The sequence below is a fragment of the Bacillus sp. FSL R5-0422 genome, from assembly GCF_038610765.1.
Lineage (GTDB): Bacteria > Bacillota > Bacilli > Bacillales > Bacillaceae > Bacillus > Bacillus pumilus_O.
In genome coordinates this window covers 2,712,292-2,733,360 of the sequence record NZ_CP152014.1, presented here as the reverse complement: position 1 = coordinate 2,733,360, position 21,069 = coordinate 2,712,292, and the positions used below count along the sequence as shown (strand labels likewise).

Genomic DNA, 21,069 nt, shown 5'->3' with positions numbered 1-21,069 from the left:
TCAGAATTGAAAGGAAAGAAAATCATGAATCTATGGGATTTATTCGTGGCACTGGTTTTAGGAATTGTCGAAGGATTAACAGAGTATGCACCTGTCTCATCTACAGGTCACATGATCATTGTCGATGATCTATGGTTAAAATCAAAGGAAATCATTACGCCAGAGGCGGCAAACACATTTAAAGTCGTGATTCAGTTAGGATCTATTTTAGCTGTCATGATTGTGTTCAAGGATCGGATTTTGAACTTGTTAGGCTTAAAGAAAAATATCACCGAAGAACAAAAGCGCAGCGGGCATAAGCTGACCATTGCTCAAATCGCAGTAGGACTCGTTCCAGCCGTCATTTTAGGATTCTTATTTGAAGACTATATTGATAAATACTTGTTTGACGTGAGAACAGTTGCTGTCGGCTTGATTTTAGGCGCAGTGCTGATGCTTGTCGCTGACTGGATCAATAAACGTAAATCAGAAACAAGCTCTGTCGATAACATGACGTACAAACAGGCGCTTTATATCGGACTGTTTCAATGTTTGGCGTTATGGCCAGGCTTCTCTCGCTCAGGTTCGACGATCGCAGGTGGGGTTATTCTTGGTTTGAATCACCGTGCGGCAGCTGACTTTACATTTATCATGGCGATGCCGATTATGGCAGGCGCAAGCTTCTTAACACTTGTGAAAAATGCCGAATATTTAACAACAGACATGCTGCCATTCTTTATCGTCGGCTTTGTGAGTGCATTTGTTGTGGCTCTCTTCGTTGTTCGATTCTTCCTAAAATTGATCAATAAAATCAAGCTGGTGCCTTTTGCAATATACCGAATCATCCTAGGTGTGATTTTATTTATCCTATTCATGTAATACTGGAAACTACTCTTATTAAAGAGTAGTTTTTTGTTGTTTCAACTCTTTTAAACAGTAGAATTACCCTCTTAATTGGTAGAAAAAGAATTTTTTTCATAAAATAGTGTTTAAGAGACAGGAGAAGGGGTAGTACATAAACATACCAATTAAAGGAGGAGTTAGAAATAATGAGAAAAACAAGCAAATTTTTTGTTAGTTCTGTGATCGCTACGTCAATGGTTGCTGCCCCTCTATCTCTTACGACTTTTGGTCAAACGGCTGAAGCTGCAACGACAACAGGTGTCGATGGAAGTGTCTCGATTGATCCAGTAGCCATTGCCGATAAAATTGAACAAGCAGTAAAATCATCTCAAAATCGTGATGGATTTGTAAAAAATGCGGCTTACAGCGCTTTCTATGAAGCAGGTCAAAACTATAACGTCGTTGTCCAAAACTTAAGCCAAGATCATGACTTTAGTGGACTGAACAATGTGGTTTACTATGATAGTGTTGAATATGATGGTATTACGTTTGGTATTTGGGTATTTGAAGATGGGACGTTCGTCAATAATGGTGACGGCGGCTATATTAACTGGACATTTGTTGGCAGCTTTGACCGTGAGGAAGGAAGCGGCACTGTCGATTTCCATAAAAGATTTTAATTGTCTTCTTTTCAGCGTGATAGAAAACCTTTGCAGCCCTAGGAAGGATGAGCATCGGAGCGGAGCGAATTGAACATTCGTGAGCACCGAAGCGCAGATCTGACAACGAATGCGAGGGTTTGTCTACATGCTGAGTCTGCCGATTCACCGGCAGACTTTTTTTATAATGCACATTCTTCTATGTCAAAACCTAAATCTTCAATGATGTGATGATCCGTTTGAACCTGCTGACCTTTTGTTGTTAAATAATCACCTACGAAAATGGAATTTGCGGCATAAAGGGCAAACGGCTGAAGCGTCCGTAAATTGAATTCTCTGCCTCCAGATACTCGAATTTCCTTGGTTGGATTGACAAACCTCATAAGTGCCAACACTTTCAATGCTTTGATCGGATGTGTTCGTTCTTGATGCTCAAGTGGTGTTCCTTCAATTGCATGAAGAAAGTTGACTGGAATGGAATCCGCATCAATGGCTCTGAGCGCAAAAGCCATTTCAACAATTTGCTGGTTGGTTTCACCCATTCCAATAATAACCCCTGAGCAGGGTGACATGCCAGACTGCTTGACCTCCTTAAGGGTCGACAAGCGGTCATGATATGTATGAGTTGTCGTAATGTGAGGATGATGATCTTGATGTGTATTGATATTGTGATTGTACCGATGAACCCCTGCTTCCTTCAGCCGCTTCGCTTTGTCTTCATTTAATAACCCAAGACATGCACACACCTTCAATGGCATGGTCTCCGTGATCTCTTTTACTGCTGCCGTCACCTCCTCTAATTCTCTATGAGAAGGTGCTCTCCCGCTCGCAACAATACAATAAGTCCCCGCTTTTCTCTTCAGCGCCTCACGCGCGCCAGCCACAATCGTTTTTTGATCAAGCATTGTATATCGTTCAACCGGTGCGTTTGAAATGATCGACTGTGAACAATAACCGCAGTTTTCAGGACAATAACCACTTTTTGCGTTAAAAATCATATTTAATTTCACCTTATTTTGAAAAAAATGAAATCGTACTTGATAGGCTGCATGCATGATCGATAATAATTCTCTATCGTCCGCTTCAAGAATATCTAGCCCTTCTTGCAGCGTGATTCGTTCATTTTTCAGCGCTTTCTCTGTTATCGCTTCCCAAGACAAAGTGATTGGTTTTCCCATCATAAGCTCCTCTCATTATGTTAACTTATTTTTATTAAAAGTTAACATAAAGGGTCGTCGTTGGCAAGCATTGGATAAATGAAGTCTAACAATACACGTAGACATACAAAAAGGCGATGATCATGAAGTCATCGCCTTTTTATATGTAAAGTCATGTAGCTTATCGAACAGTAATATAGTTAATCACAAGCTCGCCTAGTGAATTATAGTAAGAAACTGTGACAGATCCGCGTTGTACGGCACGAATCCAAGTGAAGTTCGGAGCTGTTTGATCTAATTGAATGGCATATGTTGCGCCCGACACAGAAATTTGGCTTGCTGGAAGAGAGACGGCGATTGAGGAACCTACAGTAAGCGTGCGGTTCACTGTAATCACTTTATTCATAATAGGAGCTTTTGCAATAACTGGTTCTTTTGGCTGTGCAGCTGCATGAGCACCTTCAGTTTGGAAGAACGTAAGAGCACCTAAAGCAGCTAAAGACAATGTACAAGCTTTCATTAATTTTTTCATCGGTAACACTCCTTTTTTTGGTATATACATATATTAATAATAATAGTATTATATGTCAATTAAAATATGTGAAAAAAAGAGTATTTATGGTGAAAATTGTCACATATTATTCATGAGTCTTCTCTTTTTTAGGGGAAAAAGAGGCATAAAAAAAGCTGGGTGCATCCCAGCAATGTCAAGCTTTATGAAGAGAGATATCAATCGTCGTCTCGCTGTTTTGGCTGACGACCTTTTTGTTTCTCTTTTTCTTTAATGTAGTGAATAAAATCGATGGTTTGTCTTCGTGCTTCTTCGGAAAAGTCGGAGGCAGCCTTAAACGCAATTTGCAAATCAGGATCGTCTGCAAGATCGACATCAGTTCCGCCTTTGTCCTTACCTGTGAGAAGATAGTCCGTTGAGACCCCGTATAACTCGGCGATTTTCACAATCATTTCACCATCGGGCTTTCTCAAGCCATATTCCCAATTTGCATAAGTGGACATCGCCTTTAAGCCGAGTTTTTTAGCAACCGTTGACTTGCTCCATCCATGCTTCTCTCTTAATTCAGTTAAAATCTTTCCAGTCAAATTATCCATTGGAAACACCTTTTTTCATGTTATGAGTAAATTTTATCATGAATTACACGGAAAAGATAAATAATTACACAAAAAGAATAAAAAACGATTGACTTACTCGTTTCGTGTATATTATCATAATGAATATAACTTACACATATTGAGTAAGAGGTGGAAAGATGAAACTTGAAAATTTACGAGAAGAACGCATTTTACAAGGAAAAACACAAACCTATATGGCGAAAAAGTTAGGGTATAAGTACACAAGTGGCTATGCAAATATAGAAATGGGCAGAACGAAGCCTAGCTTAGAAATAGCAAAGCATATTGCAGATTTGCTAAATAGGGGTGTTCAAGAGCTTTTTTTTGATCAAAAGTTACACAAAATGAGTAATTCTTTGAAGAGTGAGGATTTCTTTGAAAAAGGGAGACAACCAAAATGAACATTGAACATCCAATGGTAGCGCAGATGAATGACTTTGGATATCCAAAAAGCTACTGGTCATATGACAAGACACGTTATGGATATCAAACAGAGATTGAGGAAAGTCTGGAGGGATTTGAAGAAAATGAAACATCAGATGACGTTTGATACCAGAAAGGAAGCTCAGCTTTGTTTAGTCCAAGCTGGCGGTTGGATCTCCTTTCATCATCAGAAACCGGTGTTTGTTTTTTCTACAGCAGAAGACAAGCAAACATACATGACCCTATTGGCGGAAAAGGTCGCTGAAGTAACAAAGGAGGAATCAAGACGACATGAAACGATGGAAGAAAATCATGACAATCCTCAAATGTTTGCTCAAAGCGAATAAAAACGAACAAGATATCCGTCAGTGGGAAAAGGATGACGGGAGATCATAATATGGTCATCCATTTCATCATTGAGACAGAGTTATTGTTAACAAAAGATAGATTGATAAAAAGAATACGGGCAGCTGCAAAAGCACAATGCCCACATAAAATAAAAGACGCACTATCACTCGAGATTCGTTTATTTGACGACATGCCGCTTGACATAGCTAACTGTCAAATCAAGCGTACATACGCAGAAAAAGGTTTGATACGCCCAGTGAACGTCAGCATCTTTCAGCCACGACTACATCATATTCAACAAGCACTTCATGCTATTGCAGATAGGGCCCCTCTACAAATTGTCGATTTAAGAGTTTCCCAGTTTTATAGTATGCGTCCAAGAATTGAAATCATTTTAAATACGATAGGTGATGGAACGAAGACCCTCACCAATTAAGGAGACAAGCATATGAACGAGCCAAAACAATTATTCATTCAAGAAAACCAGACGTTTGTCGGTGAGATGGAAACAGGAAAAATTCAAGTCATCGTGTTAGATGGGAATGTAGGAACGGCTTATCAGATAGATGTGCCTGAACATGGAAAAACCATTATACAAACGGCAAAAGGTCATTTTGCAAGAGTAGATCACGAGATTGGTTTTAAAATCAGCTAGATCACTGAACAGATCACAACATCATATGTCCAAGACGGAAAGCCTGCGGACACTGATCAAGACCCTATGAAAAGGGATTGATTGGTGTCCGTTTTTTATTTTCTTAAAAAAGGGAGAGAGCCAACATGCAAGATTTACTTATCGAATACAAACGTGCATTAAAGGATGCGAGAAAAAGATATGAACCATTTAGAGAAAAAGAAGACAAACAGCTGTCAGATCAAGAGAAGCATGATAAAAAAATTATCGCTAGTATGGTCAGCGATCTTGAGTACGTCGTAGAATGGCTTCAAATTGGCAGGCAGCCAGGTGCACGAAGAGGATTAGACAGACGTTCAGTCTATCAGCGTACCATCCTGGCGAATCCAGAAGTATTAGAGGCTTTATCACATGAATATACAATCATCCAAGAAAATGAAAGAGAATTCAGTGAACGAGACAAGAAACGAATTGACGAAGCCCTGTCTGTTTTAACGGATCGAGAAAAGGACGTATTCTTCATGCACACAACACAAGGATTATCGTTTAGCGAGATAGCGGTCATGCTGGATGTGAAAAAAGGAACTGTCCAAAAACATATGGAGAGAGCTCGGACCAAGATGTCCAAAAAAGTACAAGAACGCCTATTCGAAGCAGCTGAATAGGCGTTTTTTCTTTTACAAAATAAATGCATCAGCACTTGTCTTACAGTTGCCACCTATAGTTAGAAAGACCAAACGGATGTTTGCTAGCCCTACACAAATGATTCCTTCACAGGAAATCGTTCGAATTAAAAGGAGGCGGCAGGTGAATGTAAATGAAAGATAAACGGATAGGAGCCAAGCAAGATTATATGAAAGGGATGACGTACCAGCAAATTGCTGATCATTACAATGTCTCAATCCATACCGTGAAATCATGGAAAAGACGATACGGATGGCAAAGGCAAAAAGGTTCGTCAAAGCAGGCACACTCGATCTTCAATCAGTTTTTTTCAGATGAAACGATTGAAATCATGGAGAAAATGGGCGGGCGTACATCGCTTGATTTAATCTGGGATCAAATTCAAATTCAATATGCTGCCATTATTCGGGCGCAGCGCATTATGTATGTGTCCGATCAAGATGACATGATCAAAGAGCTGAAAAAGGCGGCATACATGCCTTCTTCATTAGAAGAAACAGTAGAAGGCATTCAACCAGAGCAAGAAATGAGCACAGAAGAATATTCGTTTCAATTTTCATGGGATCGGCATGCTACCTTTTTAAATGCCCAATCCCGTGCGATGGGAGAGCTCAGGCGTCTCATTAAACAGTTTGAAGAGCTCGCACATGCGAAGGATGAACGAAGATTAAGGCTAAAGCAAATTGAACTGACCATCGAAAAAACAAAAAAAGCAGTGCGCGAAGAAAAAGAGGAAGATCTTCACATCATGATCAAGCGAAAAGAGGATCACTCATGACGCCGTTGATTGAAAAAGAAGTCAATCCTCACTTTGAACACTTTCTATTCGATTGGAATCAGAAGTTTCAATTTTTAGTAGGCGGCTACGGCTCCTCGAAAAGCTATCACATTGCGTTAAAACTTATTTTAAAGTTACTGGAAGAAAAGCGGACAGCACTTGTCATTCGAGAAGTATATGATACGCACCGCGAATCAACCTTTTCTCTCTTACAAGAGATCGTCAGCGATCTTGGCATCGATCATGTGGTGAAGTGCCGCAGTTCGCCGCTTGCCTTGACGTTTCGAAATGGCAGCAGCATCTTATTCAAAGGACTGGACAAGCCTGAGAAATTAAAATCAATCAACAACATCTCGATTATTTGGATTGAGGAGTGTTCAGAGGTTTCTTATGAAGGCTTTAAAGAGCTGCTGGGAAGGCTGAGGCATCCGTCCTTACCGCTTTATATGATGTTATCAACCAATCCTGTTGGTCAAGATAATTGGACGTACAGACATTTCTTTCGAGATGAACAGCTGAAGCGATTTGTCTTAGATGACGAAACCTTATACAAAAAACGCACTGTTGTGATCAAAGATACGTACTATCATCACTCCACAGCGGAAGATAACCTATTTCTCCCTAAAAGCTATGTGAAGCAGCTGGATGAGCTGAAGGAATACGATCCAGACCTCTATCGAATTGCGAGGCAGGGCTATTTCGGCATCAATGGAACAAAGGTTTTTCCTCAATTCGAGGTAAGAAATCATGCTGATGTATTAGAAGCCATTCAACAGATGGATCGTCCGCTAAAACGAGCAGGCATGGATTTTGGATTTGTTGAATCATACAATGCGCTCATTCGATTAGCTGTCGATCATGAAAAAAAGTACTTATATATTTACTGGGAATATTACGACCGCGGGAAAACAGATGATGAAACAGCCGTTGACTTAAAAGAGTTCATTGAATCAAAGGAACTCATCAAAGCCGATGCAGCCGAACCTAAAACCATTCACTATTTCCGGCAGCTTGGATTTCAAATGGTGGCAGCACATAAGTTCCAAGGCTCGCGTTTGCAATATACGAAAAAGATCAAACGGTTTAAGAAAATCATTTGCTCTGATGCTTGTCCGCACTCAATCTATGAACTTCAATCACTGACCTATAAGGCAGATAAGGATGGACGTTTAGAGGAAGATGCATTTCAAATCGATCCGCATACATTATCAGCCATCTGGTATGCGCTGGATGATTATGAAGTGACGGATTTGAAACAGACTGCCTCAGAGCGTGTCCGTCCAAACAGAGAGAGGAGATCCATACAATGAAACAATTGAAAGCAACGATTATGAAGGCAAACATGTCTGATCATACAAAACAAATGTATGCAGATGAATTTTCCTATGAAAAAGATGATATTGTTCCCCCGCCTTACAACATCAATGAATTAAAAAGCATGGCAGAATATTCAACCATTCTTCAGCAATGTATTGATGCGTACAAAACGAATATTTTAGGCTTTGGATTTGGAGTGGAATACGCCTTTGACTTTAATGCAGAAGGTGTAAAACCGGCAAAAAAGAAAGCCGCAGAAAAGGAATGGACAAGACTTGAAGAGTTTACGAAATACATGAACTATGATGAGTCCGCTGATGTGATTCTTGGCTATGTCCTCGAAGACCGAGAGAAAACGGGAAATGGTTTTTTAGAGGTGCTGAGAGATGGACAAGGAAAGCCAGCAGGAATCGAGTATTTAGATGCGCTCCATATCCGCATTTGCAAGCTTAGTGAGCCAGTCGATGTTGAATTCAGTTTCACAGAAAATGGCGAATTGAAGACAATGAATCGAAAGAAACGATTCCGCAAATATGTGCAGGTGATCAACGAAAAGAAAGTCTTCTTTAAGGAGTATGGTGATCCGCGCATTTTGAACTGTGAAACAGGCAAATACGATGACACCACACCAGAGCCGCTTCGTGCAACAGAAGTGATTCATTTTAAAATTGGCAGCGGTACGTATGGGATCCCCCGCTGGATTGGCAACATCGTCAATATGTACGGAGCACGCAAGGCAGAAGAGCTGAACTATCTTTATTTTAAACAAGGGCGGCATGTACCAGGTGCCATCATTGTCGAAAATGGGATGCTGTCAGAATCCTCTTATCAGCAGCTTCAAGATTATATGGACGATATTGAAGGATCTGATCATGCACATAAATTTCTATTGCTTGAAGTTGAAGGTCTCCCGACAGAAAAAGGGTTGACGGGAGAAGAAGATGTCTCAAATGTCAAAGTAAACTTCAAATCTCTAGCCGAGATCCTGCAAGAAGATGCGCTCTTTTTAGAATACGATGAAAAAACAAGAAACAAAATCCGCTCGGCGTTTCGCCTTCCGCCAATTTACACAGGTGAGTCTCAAGACTATAACAAAGCGACAGCAGATACCGCGCGTAAAACAACAGAAGAGCAAGTATTTCAGCCGGAACGACATCTCATCACAGGAAAACTCAATACGCTTTTCCTACCGGATCTTGATATGTGGCATGTCCGTTTTCTATTAAATGGTCCTGATTTTAGAGACCCATTAGAGATTGCCAAGGTACTGACGCCATTTATTCAAGCGGGGGCAGTGTCACCTAACGATTTGCGCGATCTAGCAGGAAGAATTCTCGGAAAAACGTTAGAGGAATGGCCTGAGGAACTGTATCACCGACCTTTAGAAAGCCGTATGAAATCAGCTGAAGAAAAGCCTCAATCAGAGCCGGACCAACTAACGAAATAAACAAAAGCTGTTGCGCTTTTTTGAAAGGGGGTGAACATATGCCAAGAGAACTAAAAAACGCTAAAATTACGCATGTTTCCTACGTGGACAAAGCAGCGAACAAGAAGAAATTCTTTTTGATGAAAGCAAAGAAAAAGCGGCCCGACTTTCAAAAAGAGGTCAGTGTCCTGACAAAGGCAGAAGATGCTCATCGCCTCGTGTACGGTGTCGTGTATGAGCCGAATACGCCTGATGCACATCAAGACTTTATGACAGCAAAGGAAATTGAAAGAGCAGCGCACGGCTTTATGAAGGATGCCCGTCATATTGACAAGCAGCATGATTTTCAGGATGGTGTCGGCGAAGTGGTTGAATCATATATTGCCCCAGCTGACGTTGAAGTGGGCGGGGAGCTCATTCGAAAAGGATCTTGGGTGCTTGTGACAAAGGCCTCCCAAGAGATTTGGGATCAAATTCAAAAAGGCCACATTACAGGCTATTCAATGGCCGGAACGGCGGACATCGTCGCGATAGAAGAACAAGATCGGTTTCTATCTCAAGACACAAATGAGAGAGGGCTTTTTTCTTTGCTGAAAAATTTCTTTTTAAAAGAGGAAGGTGCAAACATGTCACAACCATTTTGGAACATTTTAGACGATCTGCTGGAAGCCTTACAGTCAAGTGATGCTGATGAGGCGGATGTAAGAGCTTCCTTAGAACAGCTCATTCCAATCGTGCAGGACATCCTGAAGACAGAGGATGTACTTCAAGCGATTGGTGAAAGGCCAGCAGATGTACAAAAAGAAGAGTCTGCTTTGACGACGGATCAAGTACAAGAGCTCGAAAAAGCAAAAAAGGCCATCGAAAACGTCTTGCAGCAGGCTGATCAACAGGAAACAGAACAAACAGGGGAAGAACCTGTCCAAAAAGTGCTCGAACAAGTCGTTGCACCAATTCGTCATCAGCTCTCTTCCTTAGAGAAATCAGCCAGCAGAGAAAAAGCAGCGATGCAGGAAGTGCTTCAGCAGCAGCTTTTGCCTATTTCAGAGCGTATTCACATGCTTGAAAAGGCAAGGGGCATATCAAAACAAACAATTCACGATACACAAAACGACACGACAAAACCCATATGGGATGGCTTACTATAAGCCGATATAAGGAGGAAACAGTGTGAGAAATCAAGAGTTGATTCGCAAGGCCGAAATGACACTTGCCAGCTTAAAAACCGGCGGTCTCATGAACGCAACCCAATCCAACACATTCATTAGAATGATGCAAAACACACCAACCGTTTTAAATGATGCCCGCATCATTCCGATGGAAAGTGATTCACAAAAAATTGAAAAAATCGGCTTTGGCCAGCGTATTTTGCGTCCAGCAGAAGAAGGTCAAGCGCTTGATGCAAAAGACCGTGTGGTCCCAGCGACAAGCACTGTCCATCTAAATGCAAAAGAGGTCATTGCAGAAATTCATATGACCTACGACAGCATTGAAAACAATATTGAAAAAGACGGAATTCAGCAGACAATTATGCAAATGCTGGCTGAACGAGCAGCAGTTGATATTGAAGAGCTCATCGTCAATGGAGATACGACTTCATCTGATCCATTTTTAGCCCAAATGGATGGTGTCAGAAAACAAGCAGTCACTCATATTGTGGATGCAAATGGAGCGGAAATTAGCCGCCAAATGTTGAAACAAGCCTATAAAGCAATGCCGTCAAAATATTTACGTGTACCTCAGGATTTCCGATTTTACACATCCCCAAGTTTAGAAGTGGAGTGGAAGGATCAAGTAGCAAACCGCCAGACAACTCTCGGAGATGCGGTGATTCAAGGCGGACTTTCTTCTGCATTCGGTGTACCGGTCAAAGGCCTTGCCAATATGCAGCCATATGACGAAGCGGGAACAGACGTATCAGATATTTTGCTGACACACCCTAAAAATATTATCGTAGGGTTTTCTCGTCATATTCGAATTGAAGTAGAAAAAGATATTCGTAGCCGGAAATTTATTATTGTTCTGACAGCGAAGCTAGACAGCAAATTTGAGGAAGAGGATGCTGTAGCAAAAGTGATGAAAGTGAAAGAGTAGGTGACAGCAGGCCATGATGATTTCTCCTGAAGAACTGCAAGCCTATTCTGTATTTGAGCGTGTGAAAAATCGATCTATAGAAAGACTGACAGCAGATATTATTGAAGCAGAAGCTGCGGTATTTCAGATCGTAGGTCATGATTTCTCAAGCGAAAAATATCAGCCCCTCCCTGAAAAAGCAAGAATCGCATTATTAAAGATGGCCCAATATTTTGCCATGTTGAATGATGATGAATCTATGATGAAGGGCTTTACGTCAGAAAAAATGGGTGATTATTCATATGCAAAGGCAGCTGATCAAGTAAAAGGCAAACCTTATGTATATGCCCTGCTTGTCGATTACATTGAACCATCATTAACTCGCGGCAGTACCAAATTAAAGGTGAGATCATTATGAGTTATCAATCTCTCTTAACAGACCGCTGTGATCTATTTCACCTTGAACATCAGGAGGCTTCCCGAGGAAAATTCGGGATTCCAGCTGATGACTTACAAATGACGCTTTCCTATCCTGATGCGCCTAGCCTGACAGATCTGGCTTGTTATGTCATAGAAAAGAATCAGTCACTTGTGCAAGAAGAGCCAAATACAGTGATTTATCAGTCCTATCTTGTCCATTTCCCTTTAGCAAGTGATATTCGCCTGCATGACAAAATGGTGTGGAATGGCGTCTCACTTAAGTTGCAGCAGCCCAAAATAGTGAAAAATCATCACATTGAAGTGATGGCAGTCAGGAAGGAAAATCTATGAAAATTGATGGACTTGACCGGCTGCTTTCGCAGCTGGAAACAGCGTGTACCGGCGGATTAAAAGCGGAATATCAAGATTGGCTAGAGGACATGGGCCTAGAGCTTTTGGACATCATTCAGGATGAGCTAATCAAGGAAAATGCTGTCGATACAGGCCGGCTTCTTAGCTCCTTTTCGCAAGGAGATAAGGAAAATCATTTTCTCATATCAAAAGGTGGTCTCACGCTTGAAGTGGGAACGCAGCTTGAATATGCCTCCTATGTCAATGACGGACATGCTACTTCTTCAAATGGAGAGCGAAGATGGGTGCCTGGCAGATGGGCCGGCAGCCGCTTTGAATATGATCCGAATGCAAAGACAGGAATGATGCTTGCCTCTCAATGGATAGATGGAAATGGCTACTGGGATCATGCTGTCATGCTTTATGAGCAAATGTTTGAACAATCGCTGGATCGAAAGCTTCAAAGCTGGTTCGATCGACATTTTGGGAGGTGATGAAATGAATCAAGAAGTCGGGGCAATCATGCATTATATTTACACACACTTTCCTGTAACAATGTATGATCGACTTTTACCAGAGCGTTTTCAAGTGCCATCCGTTTATGTACCGCCTGTAACAGTGATCAGCGGTCCAGATACGGTATCTACGTTTATGAAATCTTATTCTTTGCAAGTGAAAGTGTTTCATATGGATTCAGAAAAAGCGCATAACGCGGCAGAAATCATTGTTGATGCATTGCTTGCTGATCGTCAGATGATTCAGATGATGAGTGAAGATGGAGAGGTGCTTGATGATTATGTCCGCATAAAAAGAGTGGATACTAGAATGTTAGATCAAGGCGTAGCAGCGATTGTCCTGACGTGGGATAGCAGTTATTGGTACAACCGAGACAAACTAGCAAGCCTTGAAGACATCAACTTTTCAGATGGGGTGATCAAACGTGAGCAAGACTAAAAAAGCAGAGCCCGCTCAAGTAGCTGGCGAAGAAAAAGAATTTGGCTTTTCATTTGAGGCCTTAAAGGAGCACAGTAAGGATCTTTTTGGGGTAAAACCAGAAATCCTTGAAGGTGCTCTTTTTTATATCAAACATCAACCAATTACAAAAACAGAAGCGAAAAAGCACATTGATGCTTTTTTGTCCAAGGAGGTTTAAAGGATGAACGGAGGCACATTTACACCAGGTACAGAGAAAAAGCGTCCTGGCATTTACTTTAATTTTAAAACAACAGCAGAGCAGCGAATTACTTTAGGCGATCGAGGTACGGTGGCACTTCCTCTTGTGATGAGCTGGGGAGAACCAAAAACCTTTATTTCCGTTTCCAATATGGAAGACTTAAATAAAAAGGTTGGACTCAATATTGATGACAAGTCGCTTCTTCTTTTCCGTGAAGCAAAGAAAAAAGCGCAAACAGTCTTGCTTTACCGCTTAAACGAAGGGGAGCCAGCCAAAGCTGAAATCTCAGAAAACTTTGTGGTTACAGCTAATTATGGCGGTCTAAAAGGAAATGAGATCACCATTCAAGTGGCAGAAAATGTACTCGACAGCACCAAACGTGACGTCATTACTTATCTTGGAACAGATATTGTGGATAAGCAGATTGTGACGGATGTCAAAGATCTTGTGAAAAACAAATATGTTCAATTTTCTGGTGAAGGGGAAGCGGTGATCACAGCTGGTGTGGCACTAAGCGGCGGAAAAAACGGTGTGGCAAGTGTCGCAGATTATACAGCTTTCCTAGAAGCAGCAGAAACAGAATACTTTGATGTCATTGCGCTCCCAGTCGATAATAGTGAGCAATTAAAAGCAACCTTCGCTTCATTTATCGAGCGTCTACGTGATAAGCAAGGACGTAAGGTGCAAGGCGTTGTCGCGAACTATGCAGCTGACCAGGAAGGCATCATCAATGTGACAAGTGGTGTCGTGCTGGAAGATGGAACAGAACTAACACCAGCTCAAACAACAGCTTGGGTCGCAGGGGCTAGTGCAGGTGCAAACTTCAATCAGTCACTCACCTTTGTTGAATACGAAGGAGCAGTGGATACATTAGAACGCCTTGATAATGATCAAGTAGAATACCGATTATCACAAGGGGAGTTCCTCTTCACCTTTGATGCGAGAGATCGCACGGTGAGTGTTGAAAAAGATATTAACTCTTTAACAAGTTTCACAGCTGAAAAGAATCAGCAAATGGCGAAAAACAAAATCATTCGTGTGCTTGATGCCATCAACAATGATTTAACGTTCGAATTAAAAAATCTGATTAAATTACGCAAAGCCAATGGCAATGACATCCCAGCATCCGATGATGGAGTGCAACTTGTGAAAACACTGATTACACAGTATCTCACGCAGCTTCAAGATGGCAGCGGCATTACAGGCTTTAATTCAGAAACAGATATCGTCATCGGTCTCAATGAAGATCGTGATGGGTTTATCATCGATCTAGCTGTTCAACCAGTAGATGCAGCAGAAAAATTCTATTTCAATGTGGAGGTGAAGTAAGATGGCTTTTAAAGCGCAAAATACAATTTCAGGTAAAGAAGGTCGTCTTTTCTTAGAAGGTGAGGAGCTTGCCTTTATCAAAACGTTTGAAGCAAACGTGGAGAAAAATAAATCAGAAGTCAACGTGATGGGCCGAAGAATGACTGGTCATAAAACAACAGGGGCAAATGGAACAGGAACGGCCACATTCTATAAAGTTACATCTCGTTTCGTTCAATTAATGCTCAACTATGTGAAAAAAGGGGAAGATCCTTATTTCACTCTTCAAGCGGTGATTGACGATAAATCATCAGGCCGAGGTACTGAGCGTGTAACATTATTTGATGTCAACTTTGATTCAGCTAAAATTGCTGGACTTGATGTCGATTCAGAAGCACTAGAAGAAGAAGTTCCGTTTACGTTCGAGGACTTTGATCTTCCTGAAAAGCTGAAGAATTCTTTTTAACTTCTAGTTTGATTTATAAGAGTATCGAATATATAATCAATATATAATTATTTGTTGCGCTTGGTTTATCTATAGTGCAACTTGCATAAAATAAAAAGAAGCCAGGATGCGTCAACATCCCGGCCCCAATGTACAATTTTTGGCCCATCAAGTGGGCTGGCTTATCCCTAGGGTAGCCAAAGTAACAGTCAGAATTGAAATAGACCTAACCCTTTAACTTTTCCACGAGCTCAAGGGAGGTCTATTTTTTCTTTTTAAAAAGCGCCAACAATGTCACGACTAAAGTCAAAATGCTTAGGGTATAAATCCCAAAAGCAATCATTAAACTAATCGCTTCGAACGTTGACATAAGCATCACCCCCTTTCTAACGGGGATGAGCCAGACCGCCCTTGAGTAAGCCGTTCAATTAAATTGTACGATGTCTATTATACATGAAAAGATTGGAAAGCACATTCAAAAATGGATGTGCTTTTTTGCATTCAAAAAAACATAACAAAGGGAGTTTTTAAACATGAGCGAAAAACAAACATTTGATCTTTCATTTTTTATGCCAGGACAAACAGTAGAAGCAGAAGAGGTCAAAGTGCCGATTTCTAAGCGTTTTGTTGATAAAAAAGGGAATGTCATTCCTTTTGTCTTTAAAGCCATTACAACTGAACGCATTGATGAACTGGAAAAAGAAAACACGACCTTCAAAAATGTCAAAGGAAGAGGCCGCGTGAAAGACTTAGACAGCCAACGATTCTACGCACGTATTGCCATTGAATCAACGATTTACCCAGATTTCCGCTCAAAGGAACTAAGAGAAGCTTACAGCACACAAGATCCAGTTGAAGTCGCAAAACGTGTATTATCTGTCGGCGGTGAATACGCAAACTGGTTAAACAAGGCCATTGAAATCAACGGATTTGAAGACGAAATTGAAGATTTAGAAGAAGCAGCAAAAAACTAATAAAAGATGGGGATAAAGAAGCCGTGTTTTTATATTACGCCATGCATGAGCTTCACTACTCCCCATCTGAACTCCTAGATTTATACGAATCACCAAGACCGTTCAAAGCACTCCTATTCGGACTCATCAGCTACAAGCTAGACATGCTAGAAAAAGAAGCAAAGAAAGGAGGGAAATAATTGGCGAAACTCACTGCACGATTTGAATTAGAAGACAAAGTATCGAAGAAGCTGCTGCGAATTCAAAAGCGATTTCAAACATTTGAGAAGCAGCTCAAACCATTTAGAAAACCGGTAAAAATAAACCTGGATATAGATGACAAGAAATTAAAAAACTTCAGTTTATCGCTTCGGAAAATATCAATGATCTCCATGAGACTGGATCAAGGAATCTTTCGTGATCTGAAAGCATTAAATAATCAATTAAATATGCTCCCGAATCACTTGGTCATATCCATTCAAGCGAAGGGGCTAGATGTCATTAAATCCAGCATAAATCGTTTCAAGCAAGCGGGAACAAGCCCCATTATGCTGACGTTTAAACTAAATGATCAATTGTCAGGTAAAATGTCATCAATCAAAAAATCTATCTTTCAGCTCATGAACAGAACGTACTATATGAGATTAAACATGGTTGACCAAGCCACCGCTGCAATTCAACGAATCAAAAAGACACTCAAAAGTTTGACGATGTCTAAACACGAAATCAGAGTGTCTGTTCAAGACAATGCAAAGAGTAAGTTGAAAAAACGAGATCAAGCAGAGTCGGTTGTGAAAGAACAAAGCATCAAAAAGGAACCTGAGGCTGTTAGTCCGTCAGTGAAAACGGAAGATCCTAAACAGAGCTGGATCCAGAACCTTGCCAATAAGGGATTAAGTGAAATTCAAAAATATGCAGGTGACGTTGCAGATAAAGTGAAGGAAAAATTGAGTCCTAGAAAGTTTTGGGATGAAAAGGCACTTCCTTGGGTTGAAAATAAAATAGAAGAGTACAAGCAAGATGTGATCGGAAGAATTAAAGAGAAGATTAAATTTAATCCTGAAAAAAAACTAGACCAATTGGTGAAGGCTGGATTAGATCGACTCTTAGGTGCAAGTGATCAATCAAGTGAGAGTACCACTCAGGCACCAACAACAGCACCAACAACAGTACCAACATCAACACCATCAAATCCAGCTCCCAAAACGAAACCTCAGTCACGAGGTGGAAAAGGCTTGTTTCGCAATAGTTGTTGCCCCTGTTGTGCAAGAGGTTTAAGCAGGGGAGGATCTACTAAAACTAAAAATCGAAATGGTCGCTCACCAAGACAGACAAGAAATCCAAATGCTACATCAAGAACCGAAATGAATAGAAGACCTCCAAGTAGATTAGGGAAACTGAAAACAAATGCAGGTAAATTATTTGGGAAAATCCCTAATGGACTAAAGAAAGGTGCGGGTATCGCAGCTTCAGCTGGTGGACTTAAGGGTTTAGTGAAAGGTAGCAAGGGGTTAAGTGGATTAGGGAAAGCGATGAAAAGTATAGGTAAAGGGAGCGGCAAGTTATTAAAGAAAGTACCTATTCTAGGAAGTGTACTTAGTGCAACAAATCTCATCGGTATGAACAAAGATAATGCTGGTGAAAAGATTGGTACGACTGGAGGCGGCATCGCTGGCGGAATGGCAGGTGCTGCAGCAGGTGCAGCTATTGGAAGCGTAGTCCCAGGGATAGGTACAGCCATCGGCGGTCTAGTAGGCGGCATCGCTGGAAGTATGGGCGGAGAATCTATCGGTGAAACAATTGGAAAATGGTTTGATGGCGGCGGGTTTGAAAAGATTGGCCAAAAAGCCATTGAAATTAAAAATCAAATTGTCGAAGTTTGGTCAACAGTCGCGGCTTGGTTCACAGAAAATGTATGGACACCATTAAGCAGTACGGTTGTCACAGTCGCGACATCCATTTGGTCAAGTTTAGTCAATGCATGGACATGGATACAAGAAACGTTCAGTGCAGTAGCAGGCTGGTTTATTGAAAATGTATGGACACCGCTCAGCGACACAGTCGTTACGGTAGCAACGACCATTTGGACAAATCTAGTCAATGCATGGACATGGATACAAGAAACGTTTAGTGCAGTAGCAGGTTGGTTTATTGAAAACGTATGGACACCGCTTAGCGACACAGTCGTTACGGTAGCAACGACTATCTGGTCAAGTTTAGTCAATGCATGGACATGGATACAAGAAACGTTCAGTGCGGTAGCGGGTTGGTTTATTGAAAACGTATGGACACCACTGAGCAGTACAGTTGTTACAGTTGCTACAGGGATTTGGACCGCATTATCAAATGCATGGAAAAAGATACAGTCAATCTTTGGAGTTGTATCGACATGGTTTATGGAAAATGTGTGGAATCCACTTGTAGATACGGTAGGAACCATTAAAGACAGTTTCGCTAAAAAGTTTGAAGAAGCGTATAAATTGGTGACAGATATATGGGGTGGATTATCCAAATGGTTTGAAGACAACATTCAAAAGCCGATTGTAAAAGTAGCAGAAGCTATTGGTGATGGGTTTTCTAAAGCATTTGGTTGGGTTAAAGATTTGTTTAATAAGGCTGGTGGTGGGGTTGATTTTGTATTGAAACATGTCTTTGGAGACCCTGACAAAAAAGCCACAGGCGGCTATATCACCCAACCAACCTTATCATGGGTCGGTGAAGCTGGTAACGAATTTGTCATTCCAACTCAAAATAACCGAGGACGCGGGAAGATGCTGCTTGCTCAGGCTGCTTCTCATCTTGGAATGTCTGTTATGCCAAGCGGAGCAGCTAGAAATCAAGTATCAAGCTCTTCAGCTCCTACAGCAGTAGCTTCATCATCTTCTGTCGGTTCAATAGACGGATCTGTCTCGATGACTGGGAACATTCAAGCCTCCAGCATAGGCGAGCAATTTAATAAGGATTTTGAACAGGGATTAAATCAAAAAGTGATTACACTTGATCAATGGAAGCAAAAGAATATTCAGCAGCCTTTTGCTCAATTGACCTCAGACTCAAGTAAGTATGGTCAGCAAACAGTTGCTGCTTTTGCGAATGGTCAGCAGGTGACACCAACAGGAACAGACAGCTTTTTGCAAAGTCGTGTAAAAGCACCATACCAGCAAGTGATGACAGCATCACCAACTTGGGGTTCTGGAACGGTTAGTGGTTTTGCCACAGGTCAAAATGCCACATCAGTTGGTACTAGCCAATACGTAGATCAGCACATCAAACAACCTTTTCTACAAGCAAAACAAGACTCACCAGGCTGGGGCTCAGGAATGATGGATGCTTTTAACAACGGCATGCGTTCAAAAGCTAGTGAAGTCACACAAGCTGCCAAAGAAATGGCGAAGAAAGTAGAGCAGGCGTTTAGAGAGGAATTAGACATTCATTCCCCTTCACGCGTCATGATGAGTCTTGGGAAATTCGCATCGATCGGTGTCGTCAAAGGACTCGACTCAGTGGATGTGAAAAAATTTGCTGAAAATCAGGCTGGTTCATTAATTGGAGCTTTCAGTGGTATGGGGTCTTCAGGTCTTAGTGTTCAGCAATGGCTCATGGCAGCTCTCATGGCAACTGGCACATCGATGAACTGGCTTCCAGGTCTTATGACCATTGCACAGCATGAATCGAATGGAAATCCGAGAGCAATCAACTTATGGGATTCCAACGCCAAGAAGGGAACGCCTTCTAAAGGCTTAATGCAAACCATTGGACCGACGTTTAACTCCAATAAAGGCAAAGGCATGAATGACATTTGGAACCCAATTCATAATGCTGTAGCTGCCATTAACTACATTAAGGGCAGATATGGAACAGTCTTCAATACACCGGGATTACGAAGTATGAGAAGAGGCGGGCCTTATAAAGGCTACGCAAATGGTGGACTGATTACTCAGGAGCAAGTTGCTAGAGTCGGTGAAGGAAACAAACGCGAATGGATCATTCCTGAAGAAAGAGGCATACGCGGAAGGTATTTATTAACGCAGGCAGCCAAGGCACTTGGGATGCAAGTATATGATCCAGCAAATGCGTCTGCTCCTTTACCAGAATCACAAATGCAGCAAGTCACCTCAGCTCAGTCTTCTAGTCGTGCAGCATCGTCAAATAATAAGCAAATTACCATTCAATTTAATGGGGATCAGCATTTCCATAATGGACAAGATCAGCAATCGCTTGTCGAAAAAATTAGAGAAATGCTCGTAGATGAACTGGAAGTAGAGCTTCATACAGGAACGAAGGGGGTCGTGATTGATGGGTAAATCAGTGTATCAATTGTGGATTTCCCAAGGAAAGGACAAGTTGCGATTCCCTGTCCTTCCATCCGAACTTGAAATCACAAATAACGTACAAAATGAAACGGTAAAGGTTGCCTCTTTTGGAGAACTAACCTTTATAGATGTCCCATCGGCTAAACAAGTATCATTCACTTCATTATTTCCTAAGAAATATTCGCCAATTGTTGAATATAAAAGCATTCCATCACCAGAGAATGCGATAGCGAAAATAGAACGAATGATGCGATCAAAGAAGTCGGTGCGGCTCATTGTAACGGGGACAAAAATCAATATGACGTGTAGCATTGAAAGCTTCACTCATAAAGAAGGATCATATGATATTGGCGATCGTGAATTTACGATCGAGTTAAAGGAATACAAAACCGCATCGCCTAGGAAAATCAAACGAAAGAAAAAAGCAAAACAAACGAAAAAGAAAAGGCCTTCAAAAACACCACCAAAAATGTACACCGTCAAAAAAGGGGATACGCTATGGGCCATTTCAGGCAGATTTTATGGCGACAGTACAAAATGGCGGCGTATTTGGAATGCCAATAAATTAGCGATGATTAAACGGAGCAAACGCAATATTAAGCAGCCGGGGCATTGGATTTTCCCTGGACAAAGGTTAAAAATACCACAATAGGGGG

The 21,069-nt window shown here is 41.3% G+C and carries 28 protein-coding genes; 24 read left to right on the top strand and 4 right to left on the bottom strand.

From position 1 onward, the window contains the following. Positions 1–24 precede the first annotated feature (24 nt). Positions 25–858 carry an undecaprenyl-diphosphate phosphatase gene (locus MKX52_RS14090; protein ID WP_088000908.1) on the top strand — a complete coding sequence of 278 codons (834 nt, stop codon included), beginning with the start codon at positions 25–27 and terminating at the stop codon, positions 856–858. A 170-nt stretch (positions 859–1,028) separates the two neighbouring features. Then, on the top strand, positions 1,029–1,502 hold the full coding sequence (locus MKX52_RS14085; protein WP_003212767.1) for a hypothetical protein: 474 nt from the start codon (positions 1,029–1,031) through the stop codon (positions 1,500–1,502). A gap of 161 nt (positions 1,503–1,663) precedes the next feature. On the opposite strand, the gene bioB is transcribed toward MKX52_RS14085, so the two are convergent. The 3 genes from bioB to MKX52_RS14070 form a co-directional block, all read right to left on the bottom strand. Beyond that, positions 1,664–2,659, bottom strand: a complete 996-nt coding sequence (gene bioB, locus MKX52_RS14080) for a biotin synthase BioB (protein ID WP_342490893.1) — start codon at positions 2,657–2,659, stop codon at positions 1,664–1,666. Between the two features lie 160 nt (positions 2,660–2,819). Further along, entirely contained in the window at positions 2,820–3,170 is a 351-nt protein-coding gene (locus MKX52_RS14075) for a hypothetical protein (protein ID WP_003213146.1), read from the bottom strand. A gap of 197 nt (positions 3,171–3,367) precedes the next feature. Continuing rightward, positions 3,368–3,745, bottom strand: coding sequence for a helix-turn-helix transcriptional regulator (locus tag MKX52_RS14070; protein ID WP_012011057.1), 378 nt, complete (start codon positions 3,743–3,745; stop codon positions 3,368–3,370). 158 nt (positions 3,746–3,903) lie between these two features. On the opposite strand from MKX52_RS14070, the gene MKX52_RS14065 reads away from it, so the two are divergent. The 18 genes from MKX52_RS14065 (at position 3,904) to MKX52_RS13980 (ending at position 15,168) form a co-directional block, all read left to right on the top strand. After that, positions 3,904–4,167, top strand: coding sequence for a helix-turn-helix transcriptional regulator (locus MKX52_RS14065; protein WP_342490892.1), 264 nt, complete (start codon positions 3,904–3,906; stop codon positions 4,165–4,167). After that, positions 4,164–4,316, top strand: a complete 153-nt coding sequence (locus MKX52_RS14060) for a hypothetical protein (RefSeq protein ID WP_186303710.1) — start codon at positions 4,164–4,166, stop codon at positions 4,314–4,316. Before MKX52_RS14065 ends, MKX52_RS14060 begins: the two co-directional genes overlap by 4 nt. Beyond that, positions 4,294–4,536, top strand: a complete 243-nt coding sequence (locus MKX52_RS14055; protein WP_254107545.1) for a hypothetical protein — start codon at positions 4,294–4,296, stop codon at positions 4,534–4,536. Before MKX52_RS14060 ends, MKX52_RS14055 begins: the two co-directional genes overlap by 23 nt. Positions 4,537–4,568: 32 nt before the next feature. Then, on the top strand, positions 4,569–4,973 hold the full coding sequence (locus tag MKX52_RS14050; protein ID WP_342490891.1) for a holliday junction resolvase: 405 nt from the start codon (positions 4,569–4,571) through the stop codon (positions 4,971–4,973). A gap of 12 nt (positions 4,974–4,985) precedes the next feature. Continuing rightward, complete coding sequence (locus tag MKX52_RS14045; RefSeq protein ID WP_012011053.1) at positions 4,986–5,192, top strand: XtrA/YqaO family protein; 207 nt, start codon at positions 4,986–4,988, stop codon at positions 5,190–5,192. A gap of 125 nt (positions 5,193–5,317) precedes the next feature. Then, the gene (locus MKX52_RS14040) at positions 5,318–5,836 is read left to right on the top strand and encodes a sigma-70 family RNA polymerase sigma factor (protein ID WP_012011052.1); all 519 of its coding nucleotides are present in this window, start codon (positions 5,318–5,320) and stop codon (positions 5,834–5,836) included. Between the two features lie 152 nt (positions 5,837–5,988). Then, a complete protein-coding gene (gene terS, locus MKX52_RS14035; RefSeq protein ID WP_217016318.1) occupies positions 5,989–6,633 on the top strand; it encodes a phage terminase small subunit in 645 nt (214 codons plus the stop codon). Beyond that, positions 6,630–7,943, top strand: coding sequence for a PBSX family phage terminase large subunit (locus tag MKX52_RS14030; RefSeq protein ID WP_342490890.1), 1,314 nt, complete (start codon positions 6,630–6,632; stop codon positions 7,941–7,943). The genes terS and MKX52_RS14030 overlap by 4 nt, the downstream gene beginning before the upstream one ends. Then, complete coding sequence (locus MKX52_RS14025) at positions 7,940–9,397, top strand: phage portal protein (RefSeq protein ID WP_012011049.1); 1,458 nt, start codon at positions 7,940–7,942, stop codon at positions 9,395–9,397. Before MKX52_RS14030 ends, MKX52_RS14025 begins: the two co-directional genes overlap by 4 nt. A 38-nt stretch (positions 9,398–9,435) precedes the next feature. Further along, on the top strand, positions 9,436–10,524 hold the full coding sequence (locus MKX52_RS14020; RefSeq protein WP_342490889.1) for an XkdF-like putative serine protease domain-containing protein: 1,089 nt from the start codon (positions 9,436–9,438) through the stop codon (positions 10,522–10,524). Between the two features lie 22 nt (positions 10,525–10,546). Next, positions 10,547–11,470, top strand: a complete 924-nt coding sequence (locus MKX52_RS14015; RefSeq protein ID WP_088002015.1) for a phage major capsid protein — start codon at positions 10,547–10,549, stop codon at positions 11,468–11,470. A 13-nt stretch (positions 11,471–11,483) separates the two neighbouring features. Further along, positions 11,484–11,867, top strand: coding sequence for a DUF3199 family protein (locus MKX52_RS14010; RefSeq protein ID WP_342490888.1), 384 nt, complete (start codon positions 11,484–11,486; stop codon positions 11,865–11,867). Continuing rightward, complete coding sequence (locus tag MKX52_RS14005; protein ID WP_058013843.1) at positions 11,864–12,220, top strand: YqbH/XkdH family protein; 357 nt, start codon at positions 11,864–11,866, stop codon at positions 12,218–12,220. Before MKX52_RS14010 ends, MKX52_RS14005 begins: the two co-directional genes overlap by 4 nt. Further along, positions 12,217–12,714 (top strand): HK97 gp10 family phage protein, encoded by a 498-nt coding sequence (locus MKX52_RS14000; RefSeq protein WP_012011044.1) that lies wholly within the window; start codon positions 12,217–12,219, stop codon positions 12,712–12,714. Before MKX52_RS14005 ends, MKX52_RS14000 begins: the two co-directional genes overlap by 4 nt. 4 nt (positions 12,715–12,718) lie before the next feature. Beyond that, positions 12,719–13,174: a phage portal protein gene (locus MKX52_RS13995; RefSeq protein ID WP_342490887.1), complete on the top strand. Its 456-nt coding sequence runs from the start codon at positions 12,719–12,721 to the stop codon at positions 13,172–13,174. Further along, positions 13,161–13,373, top strand: coding sequence for a hypothetical protein (locus MKX52_RS13990; protein WP_012011042.1), 213 nt, complete (start codon positions 13,161–13,163; stop codon positions 13,371–13,373). The genes MKX52_RS13995 and MKX52_RS13990 overlap by 14 nt, the downstream gene beginning before the upstream one ends. A 3-nt stretch (positions 13,374–13,376) precedes the next feature. Then, positions 13,377–14,723 carry a phage tail sheath family protein gene (locus MKX52_RS13985; protein ID WP_012011041.1) on the top strand — a complete coding sequence of 449 codons (1,347 nt, stop codon included), beginning with the start codon at positions 13,377–13,379 and terminating at the stop codon, positions 14,721–14,723. Between the two features lies 1 nt (position 14,724). Beyond that, complete coding sequence (locus tag MKX52_RS13980; RefSeq protein ID WP_003213309.1) at positions 14,725–15,168, top strand: phage tail tube protein; 444 nt, start codon at positions 14,725–14,727, stop codon at positions 15,166–15,168. 241 nt (positions 15,169–15,409) lie between these two features. On the opposite strand, the gene MKX52_RS13975 is transcribed toward MKX52_RS13980, so the two are convergent. Then, positions 15,410–15,517, bottom strand: a complete 108-nt coding sequence (locus MKX52_RS13975; RefSeq protein WP_082179342.1) for a putative holin-like toxin — start codon at positions 15,515–15,517, stop codon at positions 15,410–15,412. Positions 15,518–15,680: 163 nt separating this feature from the next. Between MKX52_RS13975 and MKX52_RS13970 the strand changes: the two genes are divergently transcribed. Genes MKX52_RS13970 through MKX52_RS13955 form a run of 4 tightly spaced genes read left to right on the top strand, consistent with a single transcriptional unit; the run spans position 15,681 to position 21,065 of the window. Next, on the top strand, positions 15,681–16,121 hold the full coding sequence (locus MKX52_RS13970; protein ID WP_012011040.1) for a phage portal protein: 441 nt from the start codon (positions 15,681–15,683) through the stop codon (positions 16,119–16,121). Between the two features lie 41 nt (positions 16,122–16,162). After that, the gene (locus tag MKX52_RS13965) at positions 16,163–16,300 is read left to right on the top strand and encodes a hypothetical protein (RefSeq protein ID WP_088002055.1); all 138 of its coding nucleotides are present in this window, start codon (positions 16,163–16,165) and stop codon (positions 16,298–16,300) included. Continuing rightward, positions 16,301–20,404 carry a transglycosylase SLT domain-containing protein gene (locus tag MKX52_RS13960; RefSeq protein ID WP_342490886.1) on the top strand — a complete coding sequence of 1,368 codons (4,104 nt, stop codon included), beginning with the start codon at positions 16,301–16,303 and terminating at the stop codon, positions 20,402–20,404. Continuing rightward, positions 20,397–21,065, top strand: coding sequence for a LysM peptidoglycan-binding domain-containing protein (locus MKX52_RS13955; RefSeq protein WP_012011037.1), 669 nt, complete (start codon positions 20,397–20,399; stop codon positions 21,063–21,065). Before MKX52_RS13960 ends, MKX52_RS13955 begins: the two co-directional genes overlap by 8 nt. Positions 21,066–21,069 lie beyond the last annotated feature (4 nt).